Origin of the sequence: Bacillus cereus group sp. N31 (assembly GCF_016483245.1) — a bacterium.
Classification (GTDB): Bacteria; Bacillota; Bacilli; order Bacillales; family Bacillaceae_G; genus Bacillus_A; species Bacillus_A toyonensis.
On record NZ_JAEHCH010000005.1, the window covers coordinates 38,108 to 57,050 of the forward strand.

Below are 18,943 nucleotides of genomic sequence, written 5' to 3' on the forward strand. Positions count from 1 at the left end.
CCATACCGTTTTTTGAACTCTTAATTTTTCTTTACTATGAGTAAAATCAAACTTTATTTGCTCATCGCCCCCTCACTTTACACACGAATGAGTCATTTATTTTTACATATATGTCTTGTCCCTTATTTTGAAAAATAATACAATTAAAAAGTAACTTACTAACGCTATAACTAGTAGGTGTGGTAATCATCTCTTCCATTTTGAAAAAAGGGGGGAGGTGATAATATGATCGCGATGTTTGTAATTAAATTAGTGTATGGTATCCTAACCGGAGCTGGCGTTGTCATCGGTAGAAGATACGTCGGTCCGTGGCTAATTTCTGTATACAAAAAAGCGAGAACCACCCTGCTTCGTGGAAAAGGTAAGGGCGGTTCTCGGCTAAAACGTTAATGTAATTGTCTTATAACCGCACCTACTACCACCACAATAGCAAGTTAGGTTACACAAGGCAGAAGTTTCTCAGGCTTCTGTCTTTTTTATTTTATGCAAAATTCATACTACATACTCTATCATCATTGTAACACATTCTATTTATTTTTAGTCAAGATAAAAAAACCACCTAAAGGCTCCCCTTCAGGTGGTTTTCTATTTTACGCTAACGCAGCTGCTTGTTCTTGTTGATCTACAGGAATGACAGCGTCTGTTAATGCTTTTTCTAATTCTGCTGTGTATTTCATTTGCTCTTCTTTGCTCCAGCCTAGTTTCGCAGCCATGTAGTTGATTACTGCTTCTTTCCACTCGTATACCCAGTGGATGTTGAAGAATACAGCACCTCTGCGGCGTACGAAGAAGTCTACTGGTTTTGCTGTCATTTCGTAATCCATTGCGTATACAAGTGGGATTAGAACGTCAAGCGGCATGTTATATTCTTTCGCTTCGTCTTTATGTTTTTTCGCTAAGTCAAATAGTACGTCAACGTTAGAGCCGTAGAATTTCGCGAACTCTTCTGCTTGCGCTTTCGTTAAACCAGATTTCGTACCTTCGTCTGCTTTTTTCGCAACGAATGCTGGGAATCCGTGTGAACCATCTACATGTCCACCAGAGATTGGCATATGTTTCGTGTCACTCTTCGGATATGCACTATGACCTTCTTTTTGTAGTAAGTTCGTTACGTAGTCTACTACCATTTCAGCCATTTTGCGGTATCCTGTTAATTTACCACCTGCGATTGTAATTAAACCAGATTCAGAAGTCCAAATTTCATCTTTACGAGAAATTTCAGATGCATTTTTACCTTCTTCATAAATTAATGGACGTACACCAGCCCAGCTTGATTCAACATCTTTTTCTGTAATTTTCACGCTTGGGAACATGTAGTTAATCGCATTAATAATGTATGTGCGATCTTCTGTTGTCATGTGTGGTACAGCTGCATCTTTATCATAGAACGTATCTGTTGTACCTACGTATGTTTTTCCGCCGCGAGGAATCGCGAACACCATACGTTTATCTGGTGTATCGAAGTAAATTGCTTGACCTAATGGGAAACGTTTTTGATCGATTACTAAGTGAACACCTTTTGATAACTGAAGTACTTTTCCTTTTTTCGAGTTATCTTTTTCACGAAGTGTATCTACCCAAGGACCAGCTGCGTTTACAATTTTCTTACCGTAAACTTCGTACACTTCTCCGTCTAGTAAATCGATTACACGTACACCGCATACTTTTCCATCTTTATATAAGAAACTGTCTACTTTTGCGTAGTTAACAGCTTTCGCACCATGCTCAATTGCTTCTTTCATTACTTCAATTGTAAGACGCGCATCGTCTGTACGATATTCTACGTAGTAACCGCCGCCTTTTAATCCTTCTTTTTTCACAAGAGGCTCTTTGTTTAATGTTTCTTCACGGTTAAACATTTTTCTGCGCTCGCTTCGTTTTACACCTGCTAAGAAGTCGTATACACGAAGACCAATTGATGTACTGAATGATCCGAACGTACCGCCTGTATGGAACGGAAGTAACATCCACTCTGGTGTTGTTACATGGGGACCGTTCTCATATACGATCGCACGCTCTTTCCCCACCTCTGCTACCATTTTCACTTCAAGTTGTTTTAAATAACGTAGACCACCGTGTACAAGTTTCGTAGAACGACTTGATGTACCTGCTGCAAAGTCCTGCATTTCAAACACAATTGTTGATAACCCGCGTGTTGCCCCATCTAATGCAATACCAGAACCAGTAATACCTCCACCAATTACGATCACATCTAACTCTTGTTTATTTACTCCGTTTAATACGTCTTTACGTTGTTTACTTGAAAATTTCATGGTAATTCCTCCCTTTGATAACGAAAAAAGAGACCACGAACTCCGCTATAGATTTCGCCTCTATAGCGTGTTGTGGTCTCTCCAAATCTCCTACCGAATTATTAACTTGTCATCATTATAACACTGTTTATGATTATTTGAAAGCTTTTGTTGCTTCAATTGCTTTTTTCCATCCAGCATATAGCTCTTCGCTTGTTTCCGCTTCCATCGTTGGTTCAAAGCGTTTGTCCATATGCCACTGCGCTTTAATTTCATCTTGGTTTTTCCAATATCCAACCGCAAGACCTGCTAAGTATGCTGCACCTAAAGCTGTCGTTTCATTGATCACTGGACGCTCTACAGGAACTTCTAAAATATCACTTTGGAACTTCATTAAGAAGTTATTCTTAACTGCTCCGCCATCAACGCGTAATGTTTTTAATTCAATACCTGAATCTGCTTCCATTGCACAAAGTACATCTTTCGTTTGGTATGCTAAAGATTCTAGCGTCGCACGAATGAAGTGCTCTTTCGTCGTACCGCGTGTTACGCCAAACATAGCGCCGCGTACTTCACTATCCCAGTAAGGTGTTCCGAGTCCTACGAATGCTGGTACAACGTATACACCATCAGTTGATTCAACGCGTGATGCGTACACTTCACTCTCACTTGCATCTTTAAACATGCGCATTCCGTCACGTAACCACTGAATTGCAGAACCTGCTACGAAAATACTTCCTTCTAATGCGTAGTTTACTTTACCATCTAAACCCCATGCAATTGTTGTTAATAGACCGTGCTCAGAAGCTACTGCTTTTTCACCTGTGTTCATTAACATGAAGCAACCAGTTCCGTAAGTATTTTTCGCCATACCTTCACCGAAACAAGCTTGTCCAAATAATGCTGCTTGCTGGTCACCAGCTACACCTGCAATCGGTATATTTTGACCGAAGAAGTGATAATCAATTGTTTCACCATATATTTCAGATGATGGACGTACTTCAGGAAGCATGCTCTTTGGTACTGTTAACATGTCTAGAAGCTCATCATCCCACTGTAAGTCGTGAATGTTAAACATTAATGTACGTGATGCATTTGAGTAGTCTGTTACGTGCGCTTTACCACCAGATAGTTTCCATACAAGCCACGTATCAATTGTTCCGAATAATAACTCACCGTTTTCTGCTTTTTCTCTTGCACCTTCAACGTTATCTAAAATCCATTTTACTTTCGTACCAGAGAAGTATGCGTCAATTAAAAGACCTGTTTTTTCACGAACCATTTCGCTATAACCTTTTTCTTTTAACTCATCACAAATCTCCATTGTTTGACGAGATTGCCATACGATTGCGTTATAAATTGGTTTACCAGTCGTTTTATCCCATACAACCGCTGTTTCACGTTGGTTCGTAATACCGATACCTGCGATTTGCTCTGGTTTTACATCCGCTTCACTTAAGCAAGTTGCGATAACTGCTAAAATAGATCCCCAAATTTCTTGTGCATTATGTTCTACCCAGCCTGGCTTTGGAAAATGTTGCGTAAATTCTTTTTGAGCTGAATGAACAATTTTCCCTTCTTTATTGAAAAGAATTGCGCGTGAGCTAGTTGTTCCTTGGTCTAATGAAAGAATATATTTTTTCATATCGGTTTCCCCCTATGCTACTTTTCTATTATTTGTAGTGCTTCCACTTTTTTTACTTGTCATATATGAGATTGCTAGTACAACCACAGTTGCAATAATTACATAAATAAGTGCTGAATTTTGTTTTCCTTCAAATACAACTTGATGGAATAAACCTGCAAGTGATCCACCTAAAATCGGACCAACTACCGGAATCCATGCATACTTCCAGTTTGAACCGCCTTTTCCTGCAATCGGAAGGAAGAAGTGTGCAATACGCGGACCTAAATCACGAGCCGGGTTGATTGCGTATCCTGTTGTTCCACCTAATGATAAACCAATACTTACAATTAAGAAACCTACGATAAATGGATTTAATCCATCTGCAAATTTATTTGCTCCAATTGCTAATATACCAAATACTAAAACGAATGTTCCAATCATTTCACTTAAAAGGTTTGCAAATGTGTTCGGAATTGCTGGACCTGTTGCAAATACGCCTAACTTTGTTCCTGGATCTTCTGTTTCTTTCCAATGTGGTAAGTAATGTAAATATACGATAATTGCCCCGATAATTGCCCCAATCATTTGTGCTGCGATATAACCTGGTACGTCACTCCATGGGAACGCTCCCTTAAATGCTAGTCCTATCGTTAAAGCTGGATTCAAATGTGCCCCACTAATTGATCCAACCGCATACGCTGCAACCGCTACTGCTAAGCCCCAGCCCATTGTAATTACAATCCAACCAGAATCTTTCGCAAACGACTTCTTTAAACTTACACCAGCACAAACGCCGCCACCAAGTACGATTAACAACGCTGTCCCTATTAATTCCCCTAAAAATGCTGACATAAAATCCCTCCACAATCAATTTAAATGCTTTCAAATGTGATAGAGGTAAAATGAATGGCCATTCGTTTTTTCAAAAGAAAAAGATCCACAGCTTACACGCTTCTATATAAAAGTATATAGAAACAATGAAATGTGGATCTCTTCTTTTCTCCGTCACGTTTATTAACTTGTCTATAATGTTAACCGTTAATGAAAGCGGTGTCAACAGAATCTTTTCACATTTTCGTCACTTTTTTTGGTAATGTTTCCATAATTCTTTTTTCGATGTCGTAATCGCTGTCGCACCAGCATGTAAAGCTCTTTCAACATCCTCCACAGTACGAATAAAACCACCCGCTAAAATCGGTACACCTGTACGCTCTTTTACTTCAGCGATCACATCCGTTAGCGCACCAGGAAGCACCTCTATATAATCCGGTTTCGTCTTTTCTAACAAATTACAGCTCTTTTCCATCGCACTAGAATCAATCAAAAAGATGCGTTGAATGGAGACGACACCCTTTTGCTTCGCCTTCATAATTACGCTCGCCTTTGTTGACAATAACCCGTACGGTTTATATTCTTGGCATAAAAACTCCGTCGCATGCCCATCACTTTGTAACCCATGGATTAAATCAACATGTAAAAACACCTTTTTACCGTGTTGCTTCGCGAGTGAAACAACACTCTTCAATTGACCAACATGAATATCTAAAATAACAATATATTCATACGAACTATGTAATAGCTTTTCCAAGTCTTTAATTTGCCTCACTGCTGGCAAAATCTTTTGTTCATGAAATTCCATTCTAAATGTCCCCTTCTTTATATCATCCTATCCTTTATAGTACACAATTTATATGAAAAGAACAGCTAGTGTAGGGAATTTCTTTCAAACCTTTCCTCTATTTATATATTTTCTTCAACTTATCAGAAACCGCGCCACCTATAATCATTAATATAAGAGGTAGAAAGTTCATCACATACGGTGCGTCTGCTACAATTGTAACGCTCGCTCCTGCAAACTTATTTAACATCCACACAATGATTTTTGTAACAAACAAAAATACGCCCATCATAAATAAACTATCAAAAAACACCTTCCATTTTGGATATGCCAATTGCTTACTATCTTCAATAACTTTCTGTGTCAACTCTTCATCACTCCTCAATAACTCATCAATCGTAATACCGAACAGATCGCTTAAATGAATAATAATTTCAATGCTCGGATAGTTCTTTCCTGTTTCCCATTTCGAAACAGACTGCCTACTTACATGAAGTTTTTCAGCCAAATCATTTTGCGACCAATTTCTTTTTTCCCTTTCTTCTTTTAAACGCTCGCTAAAAATCATACTGTGTTTATCACCTCTCTACGCCTAGTATGGTCAAACAAATGATGAAGAGTAAAGCTAGTTATCGTTGCATAACCTACGCAACTTATGCGTTACACCTTAACATAAAGCCATTGCGCACTTTATGTCATGCAAATTTTTTATATTTTTCTTCTATAATAATTTCCCGAACAATAAAAAGAAGAGAAACTAAACTCTTTTCTCTTCTTCAAAAGTTTCTATTAAAGCAATACCGAATCTTTATCACTATCCTGATTACGTTTCTCACGCTCTTCTTCTAAACGTTTCATATATACTTCGCCTTCTTTTTCAATAAACTCATTATCCATCTCTTGCTCTTTTTTCGAAGTATATAAAACCATGTAGCCACTTAGTACAATCCCAACAATTACAAGATAAACCCACCATGGTAAAATTTCCAAATCACTTCATTCCTTTCTTTAGACAAGCCTTATTAGTTTCACTGTATGAGGAAAGAAGTGGATTTATGCTTAAAAACTTTTTATTGTGGATGCTTTGAGAAAAATGCTTGTACATATTCCATAAATTCGATTGGCTCTTGGCGGAACGGAGCATGGTATCCTTTTTCAATAATATGAAATGTACTATTTGTAAATAACTGATGATACAGCTCACCGTTTTTCCAAGAAACGCTCTTATCATGTCGTCCCCATATAATTAAAGTCGGTACTTTAATTTTATCGGCCTCCATCGCAATGCGGCGCTCTCTCATTTTCGTAAGCTGATCGTAATGCTCTTTATCATCACGACTATTTTTCACTTCATTTTTATTATAATCCGTAATCTCTGTTACTGTTTGAAGATCCGTTGATAGGGGCGGCACTTCATAACTTTCTTTTTGCTGGAAAGACTCGATTCCTGTAGAATCCGCCAAAACGAGATGTGTCACTGCGTCCGGATATAAATACGCTAAATTAAGGGACATCTCTCCCCCCATCGAATGACCAAGTACCGCAAACTGATCGTATCCGAGCTTCTTCATTAACTTATAATATAAATTCACTTGCGCAGGAAACGAATACTGAAAATCAACCGGCTTAGAAGAACGCCCAAATCCTAAAATATCAACTGCAATAATCGTATGATCTCTCGCAAGTTCCGGATAAATATCACTAAACCCATCTGAAGAACCACCAAATCCATGAAGCATAAGTAAAGGCGGCTTCCCCTCACCAATTTGCTTAAAGTAAATCGTCTGCCCATCAATCTGTGCCATACTCTCTTTCGTATTCAGCTTCATCATAACAGTATCTTTCACTTCTCTAACCTTCGCAATCGGCTTATCGACGAAGTTACATACTACTAACAAAACGAGCACAATACCGCTAATCATATAAAACTTAAACCGTTTCAAAATTTCCGTCTCCTTTCTCATGTTGCTATTTAAAGTTTTTACATTTTTTGGTTGTTTTATGATTGATTTTTTAATTGTAACTAAATCAGTTACAATTATATTAAAAAAATATAACTCATCTCTATTACTGATGGTTATTTTGTAACTATTATAGTTACATATGAAAAGTAAGTCAATTCTTTTTAACCGTAAATAGAAAAGGGACCTCGTTGTGAGGTCCCTTCACTTTATTATTTAAATTAAAAATGATCAGCGTGTGAGTCTAGCTTGCTAATACCGCCACCGTCACCTTTATTGAAGTTGGCTGGTGCTCCTCCCGTGTCTCCTATATTAACGTAGTCTGGTCTTGCTGGTGCTCCTCCCGTGTCCCCTATATTTACAGCTTGATTTGTAAAAGAACTATTGAATCCAATTGATAATACCCCTACTAATGCAGTCCCAACAATAGCTAAACGAAATTTCTTCATTATTTTAACGCTCCCTTTTCCAATATATTTTTTTGAGCCTTATTATTCATATAAAAATATTTACTTGCCTTAACATGATCATCAACTTCATAAAATTTCATTGCTAAAATTTCAGTGTATTCTTGAATACAATCCCATAATCTTTCTCTCTCAAAATAAGAAAGGCCTTTTAAAATTACATCTTCAATAATTGATATAGAAGAATTTCCATTGAGTTCTTTCAAAATTTTAAACCGATGTTGAAATTCTTTTTCGCCTAAATCAATACAAATATTTAAACCTTTTTCAACAATTGGATTCGCTAAATTATATTCTCCTAATTTGTAATGTTCACGTGCTTCTACAAACAAGGCTTTAAAATGTTCTGGGTAATTTTTTGTCACCTCAGATATATGGCGAATCGCTAATTCTGAAAGGTTTTGACTGGCATAAAGCCAAGCTAAATTATGTCGAACCATTAGCATATATTTTTTTTGATTTGCTTTTTGCAATACTTCCATAGCAGCATTAAAGTTCTCTTCCGCTAATTCATAGTGATCTATGTCTACGCAACATAGCCCAAAAGCATTTTCACATAACCCTACTTTTATTTCATAGCCTGGATATTTCAAAAATGCCGCTTTGGCTCTATTCAAGTAATCTATTGCATGAACTTGGTCATATTTTTGGTAATAAAAATTCCCCATTCGATAATTAAACTCCGCATGCTCTATCGGATCTGCAATATATTTCAATAACTTCTCAGCTTGTTCATACTGTTCTTTCGCTTCGTTATAATTTGAAATTAATGTACAATGAAATCCTTTAAAGAAGTGATAGTAATACGCTAGAAAGCCTTCTGTCGGAATTTCGAAAGATTCCACTTTATCAAAACTATCTTCTCTAACCCCAATCCAATCAACTAATGCATCGTATCTAAAGTTCAATAACGCATGATAAAGTAATACATCTTGATCCACTTCCAAACCACTAATCTTACTATCAATCTCCTCTTTCATTTCCGTAACTTGCTCTATTTGTTGCTGCAACATTACACGATACCAATCATCTAAAGAATGTTTCATTTGCTCCTTCGTTACTATATTCGTTCCCATACCTTCGCCTCTCCCTTGCCAAATTATAAATTTGGGATATTTATACAATTATCCAAATTGTATATTATCACCTCTTTTCTATGTATTGAAAAATAATTATCAGAAAATTTATAATTTAAAATCATTATACCAAATATTTCTATTTCAAAAATTTGAGAAACATTTGTCAGAAAATTTTATAGACCAAATAAAAAGCAAGCAATTTCAGCTATTCGCTAAAACTACTTGCTCTTCTACTTATTATATCTAAACAGCAACGTACATTTTTACTCTTTAATAAATTCCTTCGTACTTCTCACTGTATCAATTGGACGAACTAATTTTTCAATTTCTTCACGTTTTGTTTCTAGGAATGGAGGTAAAGATAATTTTTCTCCAAGTGTTTCGTATGGCTCATCTCCCATAAAACCAGGACCGTCTGTTGCGAATTCAAATAAAATTTGCGGTGCAACTCTTGCGTATAATGACTCGAAGAAGTGACGATTTACATAACCAGATGAAGGGAGACCAACGCTACCTATTCTTTCAATCCATTCTTCTAATACAGCGCGATCTTCTACACGGAATGCAGCATGGTGAACTGTACCAAAACCTTGTTGTGCTTCAGGAAGAACTGTATTATGTTCTACAATGACTGATGCACCGTTTCCACCTTCATTCACTTCAAATAAATAGAATTCTCCTTCTTGAGCAATCTCTTTAAATAATAGAACTTTTTCTAACACTTCTTTAAAGAAACTAAAGTTTGCGATACGAATAAATACAGGTCCTAAACCAGTAATTGCATATTCTAATGGCACTGGCCCGTTTTGCCATGGTGTACCTGATTCTACCCCTTTATCAACTTCATCCGAGATTAATTGATAGTGTTGATCATCAAAATCAACGAAAGAAAGAGTTTTCTTACCAAATTGCTCTTTAATTCCTGTATGTTCCACTTCAAGACGATCAAAGCGTTTCACCCAATATGATAATGCTGCATCAGTTGGAACGCGGAATGAAGTTTTTGAAATTTCATTTGTACCGTGTACTCCTTTTGGAACACCTGGGAAGTCAAAGAATGTCATATCTGTTCCGGCACTACCTTTATCATCTGCAAAGAATAAATGGTACGTTTGAATATCATCTTGGTTTACCGTTTTTTTAACTAAACGCATTCCTAAGACGTGAGTGAAAAATTCATAGTTCTTTTCTGCACTACTTGTAATTGCTGTAACGTGGTGAATTCCTTTTAATTGATTCATTTTATATTCCTCCAATGGTTTTTAATTGTATATTTTCTCTTCTATTATTTCTCTTCAATAGGTGCTAATTTCGCTTCAATTTCTGCTCGCTTTTCTTCTAAGAACGGTGGTAAATCAAGTTTTTCTCCTAAATGCTCTACATCTCCATCAACTGTAAATCCTGGTCCATCTGTCGCAATTTCAAATAGAATTCCGTTTGATTCGCGGAAGTATAAGCTTTTAAAGTAGAAACGGTCGATAATGCCTGAAGAATGGAAACCTTTTTGTATCACCTGTTCTTCCCAATAAGCTAGCTCTGCATCGTTTTTCACGCGGATTGCTAAATGGTGAATGCTACCGCGGCCCGGCTTTTCAGAAGGACCGTCCAAATATTTCACAACGATTTCCCCAAAGGCCTCTCCTTTAATAGACTGAAAAATTGCTTCTTCGTCATTTCGGCTAACCTCTGTATAACCAAACATCTCTGTAAGTGTACTCGCCATTTTATCAAGTCTACGCACTGTCATTTCCACAGCACCCATTCCTTGAATTTGATGCTTTGCAGGAACTTCTGATTTCTCCCACGTCTCCCAATGCTCCACTTTTTCTCCGTTTGAAACGAGTAGTACTAAGCGAAGACCTTCAGCATCCTCAAATTGCAAAGCAGGACGATTTGCATATGTTGTCATTTCACTATGTTTCACATCAAATTTCTCAAATCGTTCTTTCCAGTAATGTAAGCTTTCCTCGGAAGGGACGAGTAATCCAATTCGAGTAATTGCATTCGTACCACGATATGTTTTTCCTACTAAAGGAATTTCAAAAAATGATAGCTCCGTACCTGGGCTTCCTGTTTTATCTCCATAAAATAAGTGATACATTGACGGATCGTCTTGATTTACCGTCATTTTCACACGACGTAAACCAAGCACGTTTTTATAAAAGTGATTATTTTCATTTGCGTTTTTCGTAACCATTGAAATGTGATGATGCCCTTTAATTTCATACATCGGTCATTCCTCCGTTTCATTTTACTAGTCAAGTGACAACAAAAAAATAATATGCTTCTTAGCTTTTCAATTTATTCTCATTATGTTTTTATAACTTAGTCGTAGTGTTTACTAAATAAGCTGCATTGAATTCATTCATAAATTACTTTGTCTTGTAAACCGAAAGTAACTGAGTATATGTTTTTCAGGCGACTCATTTGCTTTCGTTACTATCACTTTACAACTCAAGTGATTAAAAAGCAAGTAAAATATCTCTAATTTGAGATATTTTTTTAGTTAAATAACATTTAGGGTGTAAAATCATTAATTTCTATGTGGGATAGCGTCACATCACTATCAAGCTAAAGACTCCAGGCTCCCCATGCCCCAAAACAAAAATTTTATCTCACCACAGTTGGTTGTTTATGAGAATTCAGTGTACTTTTGTCGTTTTGGAGAATAATGAAATTCTTAATCTGATGGCGATGAGGAGTTATATTATTTTTCTTCCTACCACAAATGAGAGATACTAACTCAGAGAAGATCTTCTGGTGCATAGCCTACTCGTTTTAAAATCACTTTCTTTCATATCAAAGTATTCTAATCCTACTACATCACCCGGCAACGTATCCGATGTAAATTGAACACGCTAAAAAGCCCCATCAATACTTTTCGCAAGAGTTTTGGCTAATGTTGTTTTCCCTGTTCCTGGTACGTCTTCTAATAAAACATGTCCATTTGCAACTAATGCAATCATCGCTAAATCAATTACTCCTTCCTTTCCTACAATAACCTTTGAAACGTTTTCTTTAATTTTTTCTAATATGTTCATATTCCTTAGCTCCTTTATCTTATTTGATTTTTCTGATATTTTATCACAATAAACATTTCCCATAAACTAGAAAATATAGATTTTGTTAGTGCTATCCCTTATTTTGAAGGGCTGTTCTTTTAAGATCTAATAACTAACGTTCTTGGACTAAAAACACGCGAGGTTCTTGGTTTGAGGACATTATAAAATCCATAAGTTGATGGATGTAGGATATCGCCAGCATTTTTGAAAAAACACGCTAAGAGTATGCAAGTACAGTTTTTCAGCTAATTCAGCAACAAACGAGGACTCTAAAGCCGCTCCAGGATAGGAATGTATTAAAAAATGCATAGATCCATAAAACAAAAAAAAGGAAGTTCCCTTGTGAGAATAGGGGTTCCTCCTTGTCCTTGCTACCGATAATAAGACGTTATGTTAACCTTACATGAATATCATATACAACCAAAATTATACAACATATCACTTTCTCTAAATGGTACAATTAGGAAAAAGGGGAGGGAAGTATGAAAAATAAAATACCTCTAATAACATTCATTTTAGCTGCTTTATTTGTAGCTGGAGGTTTTGCGTTCTTCTACTGGATCAAAATATTCCCATTCAACTAAAGAGACCTAACTACCGATAACACTGATTATATGAACGAAAAGCCCCTTGAGAAAATCTGAAGGGGCTTTTCTAGGTTTCTAGATAGATTGACTCCTCATAATGAGACGTTATGTTAACCCCATATGTATAGAATATACAGTTAACTAAAAATGAAAAGTTTACATTTTTTATTGTTTCTTATAAGTGGATTATTTGCATTCCTGTTTATATAATTTAAACGAATAAATAGCTCCAATAAAGAATACAAAAGCTTCAAATAATATAAAGATTTGACGGAAATTCTCAATATCTTTACCAACTAAAGAAATAAATATAGCATTCATTAGAATCTGAATAGTAAACATACGAGAAGTAATTTTTAAATAAATAGCATTTGTTCTTTCATATGGTTTACCAATTTTTTTGTAAATAATAATAAGTGCAATTACTGAACCCAAAAATAGAAGTGCTGTAAGTCCTACAACGATATTGAAATTGCCTGTACTTTCTAACATCCATTTATTTAATAGATCAATCATTATTATCTTCCTTTCCTACATAAGAGAATATTTCGTTCTTCTTTTTCACTATAATAAAAAAAGAAAAAGGAAAACATCGAACTTTCTTACAAACATTCGTGTATTCTTACAGTTTTGTCATTTTGTAAATGTATTCAGCGCCTTGCCTTTCACTATTTTCTTTGGAAAACATAGTGAATTACGAGAAAGAACGCTACAAGATCAAATTCCGAGAACGAGAATTACGTAAATAAGCTGCCCATATGGACAGCTTATTGTATTTTTTCTGAAATGCTGGCGGTACTCCGATCTAGTCGAGGAAAGGCACCTTAGGGTGTCTTTTTTATATAGGGATCCCTCCCACCTTTTAACAAAAATATATGCTAAACAAATTTCAACTCTTATTTTTAGGCCTATTGTACAGGCTGAAGCGATTCTAAGTATCTGCCATATTAAAGTTGATATGCTCCCATTCTAGTGGTGAGATATGTTTTAATCGTTCTTCGTTAACCCCATGCGTACTTCTTAACTATTTCATTTAATTTTTAATACAAAAACAGCCTCACTAAGCTTTTAACGCTTAATGAGGCCATTCTATTTACAATCTTAATTATGGAACGTCGGTTTATAGAACGAACGATTATCAAGTGCGAAGACACGCTCTGTGTATTCGCCTGGTTTTGTACGTCCTAATGCACGGTCCATCATGTTCATTTTTGCATCTAAGTTGTCGATGTAGTGCAGAATTTCTGCTTCTTTTACTAATGGTGGTTTTGGGCTACCCCATTCTGCTTTTCCGTGGTGAGAAAGGACGATGTGCTGCAAGATTAATACTTCTTCTGCATCGATTTGTAGCTCGTCTGCTGCTTTCCCAATTTCGTTCACCATGATAGAAATGTGGCCTAGTAAATTTCCTTCTAACGTATACGTTGTAGAAATTGGACCAGATAGCTCAATTACTTTACCAAGATCATGTAAAATAACGCCTGCATATAGTAAGTCTTTATCTAACGATGGGTATAGAGCCGAGATAGCTTTCGCTAAATCTAGCATCGATACAACGTGATAAGCTAGTCCAGATACGAACTCGTGATGATTTTTCGTCGCTGCTGGATATTCTAAAAACTCATTTTGATGCTTATTTAATAAATGTCTTGTTAGACGCTGAATGTTCGGGTTTCTCATTTCAAATATGTATTGCGTAATTTTCTCAACCATATCTTCTTTTTTCACTGGTGCTTTTTCTACGAAGTCCGAGATATCTGTTACTTCATTTTCATTCGCAACTCGAATTTGTTTCACACGTAATTGAATACGTCCTTTGTAGTTTAAAATATCTCCAGCTACTTTAACGATTGTTTCTGCTACATATTGTTTCTCAACTTCCGGTGATACATCCCATAGCTTCGCTTCAATATCTCCACTTGGATCTTGTAAAATTACTGTTAAAAACGGCTTTCCATTACTTGCGAGACCTTTTGTCGCTGTTTTAATTAACAAGAAAACATCGACTTGTTCACCAACTTCATATTCTGCAATTTTCTTTTTCATTCGAATTCCTCCACCAAATCAGTTACTTTTAGTATAGCACACTACAACTCATTTTCTTTACGCTTATGCGTTAATTTTATAATCTGTTCTTCTGTGAAATACGTTAACAAATGCGCATGACATGTAAAGAAGATGACTTGTCTATCTTTCGCAATTTCCTTTATTAGTTCAATCGTTCGATTCGTCCTTACCGCATCAAAATGCACGAAACTATCATCAATAATAAATGGATAATCATGCTCAAATGTTTTCGCTAATGCAAATCGTAACGATAAATACAATTGCTCCGCTGTCGCTTGGCTTAGTTCATGACTGTAAAAACGTATACCGTCGTTACGTTCAACAATGAACGGCTCCGCCTCTGACGGTGAAAAGATTTTACTATAGCGCCCGCCCGTTAAATAGACGAAATACTCTTCTGATTTTTGTAAAATACGAGGCAAATGTACCTCATGATAGTATTGCTTCGTTTTCGTTAACACCGTCTTTGCTGCCGCATAAGCAGCCCACTTTTTCACTTGTTCGCGCACTTGCGCTTTTTTCATTTCCCATTCATGCATTAAATCACCGTACGTACTGCCTTCTTCTAAATTCTCAATTTCCATACGATGTTTCGCAATGCGCTCTGTCAGTTCTTTCTCTTTTGCAAGACAGTTTCGCACGACTGTCATTTCTCGCTTTAATTTTTCCTCATAACCTTCAGCTTCATAATGTTCAGCTAATGACAAACTCGTTAAACGCTGCTCTAAAAGCTCAATTTGCGGTAATAAACGCCCCACTTGTTTCTCTGCATCTTCACATTTCTCTGCCAGTTTACCTGCTTCTAAAAACATCTCTTCATCTGTAGCCTCTGCAATATGCCACAAACTATCTCGTTCTACTAGTAGCTGTTTCAATTGCCCTTGCATGAACTCATATTCTTCTTGCCATTCCGTCAACTTCTCTTTTAGTTGCTTACAAGTCTGGCGCTTTTCTTTCTCATTTTGCATACGACTTTGTGCCTCGTGCAGCTTATTATACTCCGCGCTACCGATAACAGTTTCTAGTTTATGTTCAAAGTGCGAAATCATTTCATATAATGAAGATTTCCGCGTGCTTTGTTTCTCTACTTCACGATACAGTTGCTGCATTTTTTCAATCCGCTCAAATGCCGGCAATATGTGTGCATACGTATAAAATTCAGGGAACATATAGCGCGTTTTATACGCATCGACTTGTTCTCCTGCGCGGAACGTTTCTCTCTCCCATTCCTCATACGATGAAACGACTTTATCATAAGCTCGTTCCATTTGCTGTAACTTATATGACTCGCGCTCAAATAGCTTACGGATCTCTTCATCTTTTTCTAATTGATAGCGAACGGACATCGCTTCTTCACTTTGTCTTCCGCCAGCACTTTGCTGAAGAGTAAGAAGTTCTTCTTGTAATCCACTTGACGGATCTTTATATAAAACAAGGGCGAGAACAATCCCTACAAAAACAATGACACTAATAAATAAAAGCTGGCGGTTATCTATAAATAAGCTCGTGAATAAAACACCTGTGTTAATAAGAAGTAACAGAAGACAAACTCTTTGCCACTGCTTTTTCTTTTGCGTAGCCGCTCCTACTTTTTCCTCATACTTACGCTTCATTCTATCCGCACCCATACCGATAAACGCCGCGTCTTGGAACGATTTTTCTTTCTCAGCTAATGTAGCACGCTCTTCATCAGCTAACAGTTGTTTCTTAATCTGTCTTATATTTTCTTCTTGTTCTTCTAACTGCTCTTGCGCTACTTTGAAGCGATCATCGAGCTGTGCTTTTTGCGTTTCTAATTCGCGCGCTTTTTGCACTGTTTGTGTAATTAGCTCTTTCGTTGCCAAACTCATATCAAACGAAAGAACTGTTTCTTTTTCAAAAGTAGCACCAATTTGTTGCTCTAATTCTGCCATTTCTTCTTTTATATTCGCAATATTCCCCGTCATATCTCGCATTTCTTGGCGTGCATTTTCATACGACATATGCTGCATGCGAAGTTCTTCTACGTAACTTTCTTTTTGTAAAAATTCTTCATCTATTTGAATCGAATCAATTTCCGATTGCACCGTCTCTATTTTTTTATGGAGCGAATCAACTTGTAATTGAAGCGGCTCCATCTTCGCCTTTATCGCTTCATAGCGCGCCGTTCCGTTTACAGGAAATTGCCTTTTTTCATATTCTAACACTTTCTCATGCGCATGCTTTTCAATAACGAGAGGCTCAAGCGCTGCTAATATTTCATAATCTTGCTTTCGCTTTTCCGCGTTCTCCTTCTCCGCACGAACAGAGGCAAGCTTCTCTTCATCCTCTTTTAACTGCTCGACCTGTTTTTCATACGTGCCAATTTTCCCTTGCCACTCTTTCATCTTCTCTTCAAGCTTCTTCATCTCTTGCAGTGACATATTAATCTCTGGCTTACGACCACTCGGCTTAAAGCGCTGATCCATTTCTTTCTCTAGCTTTTTATCGAGCTGTAATAACGCATCGCTTCCAACTGCGCTTGCCGAAAATAAATAATTTCCGATATCCGCTTCACCAAGCTGATGAATATTTTGCAACCCATGCATATCAAAAGAAAAAACAGATTCAAATAAACTTTCATTCATCCCGTTTAATATATCGTGTAAAATTTCCTCGCCGCCCGTTTTTCCATCTTCAAAATAAACGGTCACCTCACCAGCTGCCGTCTTTGGTAATCGTTCAATTTTCAAACGGCCGTACTTCTCTGTTTGTACAGTAACTGCACCACCATACTTCCCGCCTTCTTTCGGCTCATAACGGCGCTGTCCTCTCATCGGAAAACCGAACAGAATACTTTTCATAAATGAGCGAATTGTCGATTTCCCCGCTTCATTTTCACCGTACAACACTGTCAGCATCGACAGATCCATTTCCACATTTTCTAATTTTCCGTATCCATAAATATGGAGTTTTTCCATTCTCATTTCTTATCCCTCTCTTGCTGGAATAATTGTTCTAAAATAATATTTTCCGCTTCCTTTTGAATCTCTTTCTTCTCTTCTTCTGTAAAAGCTTCAATACTATTACGCGCTACAGGAGATGTCCAAATGGTGCGCAACACGCCGTCCATATTTGTGAAAGCTTCTAACTCTTTCAGTACACTACCGACAAAATGATTTTCTTCTTTCAAACGCTCTATTTCTGCAAAAGAAACCGTCTCATTTTTCCACTTCATCGCATATACGAAATCTTTTCGCTCTTCTCCAGATGCTAAAATATGAAAAATCTCTTCCACGCGCTTTTCGTCACGCAAATAAGGAGAAAGCGGCCCTTGTCCTGTAAATACGACAGTTAGTAGCGTCCCTCCCTCTTCTCTTCGGCACTCATTCATCGCAGTAGATATGCTCGTCATAATTTCATCAACAGTTTCAAGTCCATCAATATTCACTTCTATTTCATCCCATACAACATCTGCCGTATGGAAAAATGAGCAATGCGTTCCTTGTTTCGTAAGTTCAATAAGGTACGCACCCTTTTCCCCTGTCTCTTTACGATGACGCCCTTGTATGTTACCTGAATAAATAATGTACGGCTCTTCTGATAAAATTTCACGTTTATGTATATGGCCAAGAGCCCAATAGTCAAACTGCTTTTCTTTCAGCTCACGAATTTGAAACGGTGCGTAGCGATTATGCTCTGCATCTCCTTCCACACTTCCGTGAAGCATGCCAATATGAAAAGGCGCATCACTCATTTTCGTAAACTGCGCTGTCATATTATCCGTTACTGCTTGCTGCAAATAACTAAATCCGTAAATAGAAGCTAACAGTTCACCATTTTTATAAAATGATTTCTCTTCTACATAAGGCTCCGTAAACACATGAACATTTTCTGGAAACTCAATTGCAGCCCAGCTCCCCCCTAAATGGTCATGGTTACCATGAATAATAAAAACAGGGATATCGTACTGCGAAAGTCTCTTCATTTGCTCACGCACAAACACTTGCGCCCGCAAACTTCGCGTCTCCGCATCATACAAATCCCCGGCTAGTAATACGAAATCAACGCGCTCTTGAATCGCTTTATCAATAATACGTTCGAACGATTCAAACGTACTTTGCTTCATTCTCTCCCAAACAGACTGCGGTACATTCATTTCCATCCCTTTAAACGGACTATCCAAATGCAAATCAGCCGCATGTATAAACTTCACTTGTTTCACAAATAACGATCCTTTCTATATTTCAAAAGTTTCATTTTAT

The 18,943-nt window shown here is 37.1% G+C and carries 16 protein-coding genes and 1 pseudogene; 1 reads left to right on the plus strand and 16 read right to left on the minus strand.

The features are described 5' to 3' along the window. Positions 1-225: 225 nt before the first annotated feature. Complete coding sequence (locus tag JDS81_RS09420; RefSeq protein WP_000561154.1) at positions 226-390, plus strand: hypothetical protein; 165 nt, start codon at positions 226-228, stop codon at positions 388-390. A gap of 200 nt (positions 391-590) precedes the next feature. Here JDS81_RS09420 and glpD read toward each other — a convergent pair whose 3' ends face one another. From glpD to JDS81_RS09505, 16 genes and pseudogenes are all read right to left on the minus strand, one after another. Then, positions 591-2,273 carry an aerobic glycerol-3-phosphate dehydrogenase gene (gene glpD / locus JDS81_RS09425; RefSeq protein WP_000672820.1) on the minus strand — a complete coding sequence of 561 codons (1,683 nt, stop codon included), beginning with the start codon at positions 2,271-2,273 and terminating at the stop codon, positions 591-593. A gap of 133 nt (positions 2,274-2,406) precedes the next feature. Continuing rightward, positions 2,407-3,897, minus strand: a complete 1,491-nt coding sequence (gene glpK, locus JDS81_RS09430; RefSeq protein WP_097953158.1) for a glycerol kinase GlpK — start codon at positions 3,895-3,897, stop codon at positions 2,407-2,409. Positions 3,898-3,909: 12 nt separating this feature from the next. Then, a complete protein-coding gene (gene glpF / locus JDS81_RS09435) occupies positions 3,910-4,731 on the minus strand; it encodes a glycerol uptake facilitator protein GlpF (RefSeq protein ID WP_001272191.1) in 822 nt (273 codons plus the stop codon). Positions 4,732-4,957: 226 nt separating this feature from the next. Further along, a complete protein-coding gene (glpP, locus tag JDS81_RS09440; RefSeq protein WP_000394289.1) occupies positions 4,958-5,518 on the minus strand; it encodes a glycerol uptake operon antiterminator GlpP in 561 nt (186 codons plus the stop codon). A 97-nt stretch (positions 5,519-5,615) separates the two neighbouring features. Then, positions 5,616-6,065 (minus strand): helix-turn-helix domain-containing protein, encoded by a 450-nt coding sequence (locus JDS81_RS09445; RefSeq protein ID WP_016107969.1) that lies wholly within the window; start codon positions 6,063-6,065, stop codon positions 5,616-5,618. Positions 6,066-6,286: 221 nt separating this feature from the next. Continuing rightward, positions 6,287-6,487 (minus strand): sporulation YhaL family protein, encoded by a 201-nt coding sequence (locus JDS81_RS09450; RefSeq protein WP_000404439.1) that lies wholly within the window; start codon positions 6,485-6,487, stop codon positions 6,287-6,289. 80 nt (positions 6,488-6,567) lie between these two features. Continuing rightward, entirely contained in the window at positions 6,568-7,440 is an 873-nt protein-coding gene (locus JDS81_RS09455; RefSeq protein WP_033663243.1) for an alpha/beta fold hydrolase, read from the minus strand. Positions 7,441-7,679: 239 nt separating this feature from the next. After that, positions 7,680-7,907: a Phr family secreted Rap phosphatase inhibitor gene (locus tag JDS81_RS09460; protein WP_199688508.1), complete on the minus strand. Its 228-nt coding sequence runs from the start codon at positions 7,905-7,907 to the stop codon at positions 7,680-7,682. After that, complete coding sequence (locus JDS81_RS09465; protein ID WP_016107966.1) at positions 7,907-9,001, minus strand: response regulator aspartate phosphatase; 1,095 nt, start codon at positions 8,999-9,001, stop codon at positions 7,907-7,909. The genes JDS81_RS09460 and JDS81_RS09465 overlap by 1 nt, the downstream gene beginning before the upstream one ends. Positions 9,002-9,267: 266 nt before the next feature. Continuing rightward, positions 9,268-10,245 (minus strand): ring-cleaving dioxygenase, encoded by a 978-nt coding sequence (locus JDS81_RS09470; protein ID WP_097953156.1) that lies wholly within the window; start codon positions 10,243-10,245, stop codon positions 9,268-9,270. 44 nt (positions 10,246-10,289) lie between these two features. After that, entirely contained in the window at positions 10,290-11,234 is a 945-nt protein-coding gene (locus JDS81_RS09475; protein WP_097953155.1) for a ring-cleaving dioxygenase, read from the minus strand. A gap of 544 nt (positions 11,235-11,778) precedes the next feature. Beyond that, positions 11,779-12,045 (minus strand): annotated as a pseudogene (locus JDS81_RS09485) (AAA family ATPase); the annotation flags it as partial. A gap of 794 nt (positions 12,046-12,839) precedes the next feature. Further along, positions 12,840-13,169 (minus strand): hypothetical protein, encoded by a 330-nt coding sequence (locus JDS81_RS09490; protein ID WP_000566287.1) that lies wholly within the window; start codon positions 13,167-13,169, stop codon positions 12,840-12,842. Positions 13,170-13,754: 585 nt separating this feature from the next. Beyond that, a complete protein-coding gene (gene yhaM / locus JDS81_RS09495; RefSeq protein WP_000726648.1) occupies positions 13,755-14,699 on the minus strand; it encodes a 3'-5' exoribonuclease YhaM in 945 nt (314 codons plus the stop codon). Positions 14,700-14,740: 41 nt separating this feature from the next. Further along, the gene (locus JDS81_RS09500; protein WP_097953153.1) at positions 14,741-17,665 is read right to left on the minus strand and encodes an ATP-binding protein; all 2,925 of its coding nucleotides are present in this window, start codon (positions 17,663-17,665) and stop codon (positions 14,741-14,743) included. Beyond that, positions 17,662-18,903, minus strand: a complete 1,242-nt coding sequence (locus JDS81_RS09505) for a metallophosphoesterase family protein (RefSeq protein ID WP_097953152.1) — start codon at positions 18,901-18,903, stop codon at positions 17,662-17,664. The genes JDS81_RS09500 and JDS81_RS09505 overlap by 4 nt, the downstream gene beginning before the upstream one ends. Positions 18,904-18,943: the final 40 nt, after the last annotated feature.